The 2,557-nt window shown below is 74.9% G+C and carries 2 protein-coding genes and 1 pseudogene; 1 reads left to right on the top strand and 2 read right to left on the bottom strand.

Annotation, left to right across the window (positions count from 1 at the left end):
* Window positions 1-488 (bottom strand): annotated as a pseudogene (locus QM634_RS14110) (hypothetical protein); the annotation flags it as partial.
* Between the two features lie 162 nt (window positions 489-650).
* On the opposite strand from QM634_RS14110, the gene eccB reads away from it, so the two are divergent.
* Complete coding sequence (gene eccB, locus QM634_RS14105) at window positions 651-2,042, top strand: type VII secretion protein EccB (protein WP_415043411.1); 1,392 nt, start codon at window positions 651-653, stop codon at window positions 2,040-2,042.
* A gap of 4 nt (window positions 2,043-2,046) precedes the next feature.
* Here the strand turns inward: eccB and QM634_RS14100 are convergent.
* Window positions 2,047-2,557 (bottom strand): helix-turn-helix domain-containing protein (locus tag QM634_RS14100; protein ID WP_415043410.1); only part of this gene is annotated, 511 nt, incomplete at its 5' end.

Below are 2,557 nucleotides of genomic sequence, written 5' to 3'. Positions count from 1 at the left end.
GCCGCGCTGCGCAGGGCCGCGCTCCGCGGATCGGGCGCGGCCGGCGCACCAGGGTCCACGGCCCGGGTGCGCACCACCACGACCACCCGCCGGGACGTGGCGATCGGCAGCGGGCCGAGCGTCGCCCGGTAGGCCGCGGCGAGGGGGCCGGCGCCGCAGTACCGGTGGTCGGTGACGGTCAGATCGAGGGTCGGCGCTCCGCGGCACGACTGCCGGAACCGCTGCAATACCGCCAGGTCCACCGACGCCTCGTCGCCGAGCGGGGTCGTGCCGGCGGTTGAGTGGGCCCGCGGGACCGGTCGGACGGGGTCGACGCGCACCGCGGTCACCAGCGTGTCGGACACCCATCGGACGCCGACGGCGACGGCGTCGTCGCCCCGGTTGGGATCGCAGCCGGCTGGGATGTCGAACGCCGGTGGTGCGGTGAGGGAGTCCGGGGCGAGGCGGTCGGCACCGCCCCGGCGGTGGGCGACGGATGACAGCAGCACAGCGAGTCCCCCGATTCGTCTGTCGAATTCGTTGCGTTTGCCCCACGAGCCCCCCGGCTGCGTGCAACAGTGTCAGCACGCTAACGCAGTGGCGTGCCCATCCGGGGGGATTTGGGCCGCGTTGGCGTCAATCGGAGTTGGGGGACACCGATGGTTCGACAATTGACCACGCGCGCCCAGGTCAGCGGCTACCGCTTCCTGCTGCAGCGCGCCGAACACGCACTGGTGCGCCGTGACGCGCGGATGCTGCACGACCCGATGCGGGCCCAGCGGCTGTCGATGACGGTCGGGCTGGTACTCGCGCTGCTGGTCGCCGCGGGCTGTGGCGTCTACGGCCTGATCCGTCCGGTCGGCCGGGTCGCCGACGCGCCGATCGTGCTCAACCGTGCCGACGGCAGCCTCTACGTCGTCGTCGACAAGAAGGCGCACCCGGTGCTGAACCTCGCGTCGGCCCGACTGATCGCGCAGACACCGGCGGCACCGAAGACGGTCAGCGGCGCGGCGCTGCGGGACCTGCCGCGCGGCCCGACGCTGGGCATCGTCGGTGCGCCCAATGCGCTCGGCCCGGGTGCCGCCTCGACGTGGTCGGTGTGCGACGCCGGGGGCGATGCCGATTCGCCGGGACGCACTGCTGTCGTCATCGGCGATGACCGGGGGACCGCCGCCGCCGCGGATGCGGGGATCCTCGCGGTCGTCGACGGCCGGACGTACCTGGTGTACCGGCTCGGCAGCGGTGGTGCCGCACGCACCGTGCGCGCCCGGATCGACGGTGACTCGAGCGCCGTGCGCCGGGCGCTGCACCTCGACGACGCCGAGCCGCGCCGGTTGTCGGCGGCGCTGGCCGGTGCCATCGAGGAGGTCGCGCCCCTGCGGGTGCCGACGATCCCCGGCGCGGGTCGTCGCGGCGCGGCCGGCCTGCCGGTTGGCACGGTGTTCGCCGTCCGCGGCCTCGACGGCCGGTCCGAACACTTCGTCGCCCTCGCCGACGGGGCGCAACCGGTGACGCCGACGGTGGCCGAGATGTTTCGGCTGGCCGACGACTCGATCGACGACGAGGTCGCCGTCGTCGCGCCGTCGCGGGCTGCGCAGGCGCCGATCGTGCACACCCTGGCGGTCGATCACTTTCCGGCGCGGGCGCCGAAACTGCCCGCCGCCGCCGACGTCCCGGTGATCTGCCAGCAGTGGAGCCGACAGCCGGGCGCCCCCGCTGCACTGACGGGGTTGCGCACCGGCCATGCACTGCCCGGCGGCCCGCCGGTGGTACCGGTGGGCGCCGACGGCGCCGGACCGGGGGTCGACGAGATCCGCGTGGCACCCGGTTCGACGCACGACGTCCGGCTGACCGGGATGGACCCGCGCAGCACGCGCCGGAACGGTCGGGTCCTGATCGATGACACCGGGATGCGGTACGGCGTCGTCGACGACGCGGCCGCCGCGGCACTCGGCCTCGGGGAACCGGGATTGGCGCCGTGGCCGATCGTGCGGCTGCTGCCGGTCGGGCCCGACCTGTCGCGCGCGCAGGCGCTCGTCGCGCGGAGCGGCTTCGACCAGTAGGAGGTCAGCCCGCGATGGAGATGACCAGGTGCTCCCACTGCTGGACGATCTCGGCGGCGCTGAGCCCCTCCACGTCGGTCAGGAAGGCCGCGGCATCGGCGTGCAGCGGGGCCTCGAGCGCGAGGGCGGCGACCTCCGGGCGCGGGACGCCCAGCTCGGTCAGCAGCATCCGCACGTGCGTGGTCGCGGCCATCACCACCGGCATGGTGTAGCGCTGCGTGCCGTCGACGGCGAGCGCCTGGGCGAGGATGTCGTGGTGGGCGAGGGTGTGCTCGAGGCGTGCGCGGCCGTAGGCGAGCAGGCGGTCGAGCGGGGGAGCGCCGGGTCCCAGCGGCGGCGGGCCGAACAGGAAGCCCTGCTGCAGCTTGCGCTCGTCGTGGTCGACGAGGGCGCGCATCAGGCCGGTGCGGCTGCCGAATCGGCGGAACACCGTGCCCTTGCCGACGCCCGCCGCGGCGGCCACCTCGTCCATGGTGACCGCGGCGGCACCGCGGTCGGCGACCAGGCGCGCGGCG

Origin of the sequence: Gordonia sp. (in: high G+C Gram-positive bacteria) (assembly GCF_047606305.1) — a bacterium.
Classification (GTDB): domain Bacteria; phylum Actinomycetota; class Actinomycetes; order Mycobacteriales; family Mycobacteriaceae; genus Gordonia.
The sequence above is the reverse complement of the archived record's forward strand: the minus strand, read 5'-3'. Positions and strand labels throughout refer to the sequence as shown.